Here is a 433-nt window from a genome sequence, read left to right as displayed (position 1 = left end):
GATCACAGCCAATCCGAACAATAGAAGTTGGCCGGTTGGGCCAAACCTAATCGTCGGCGTCTCGATAAACATGTCGAGTAGCATCAGTCCGATGAATGATATCATCGGTAACGCAGCAAGGACAATGTATGTCACCACGTTTTTGACTTTGCTCTCTTTCGAGCGAACCGACATGTGGCGGAACGCTTGCGAGGCTGCCAGCAAGAACAGGACCGCGACGAACGGGAACCCCATTACCTGAACCGTTGAGAATGTCATCTCACCTTGAATAAAATTGGCGATGATGATGTAAGCGAACACGTTCGGAATAATCATCGCGATGATTTTCATCAACCCTGTCCCATCGAACGCCATCTCGCGTCCAAGGTGTTGCATATAGGCTTTTGGGCTTTGACCGACGACATCGTCCACGCTTTTACCTGCCCGTTCAGCT

1 protein-coding gene is annotated in these 433 nt (G+C 50.1%); it reads right to left on the bottom strand.

Translation table 11 applies throughout. From position 1 onward, the window contains the following. Positions 1–411, bottom strand: a 411-nt coding sequence (locus tag WCE05_RS26115; RefSeq protein ID WP_368816855.1) for a hypothetical protein, incomplete at its 3' end; no start/stop codon positions are given. Between the last annotated feature and the right edge of the window lie 22 nt (positions 412–433).

Origin of the sequence: Pseudomonas sp. I2 (assembly GCF_040984075.1) — a bacterium.
Lineage (GTDB): Bacteria > Pseudomonadota > Gammaproteobacteria > Pseudomonadales > Pseudomonadaceae > Aquipseudomonas > Aquipseudomonas guariconensis_B.
Note: the sequence above shows the minus strand (reverse complement) of the source record. Positions and strands in the feature narration are given on the sequence as shown.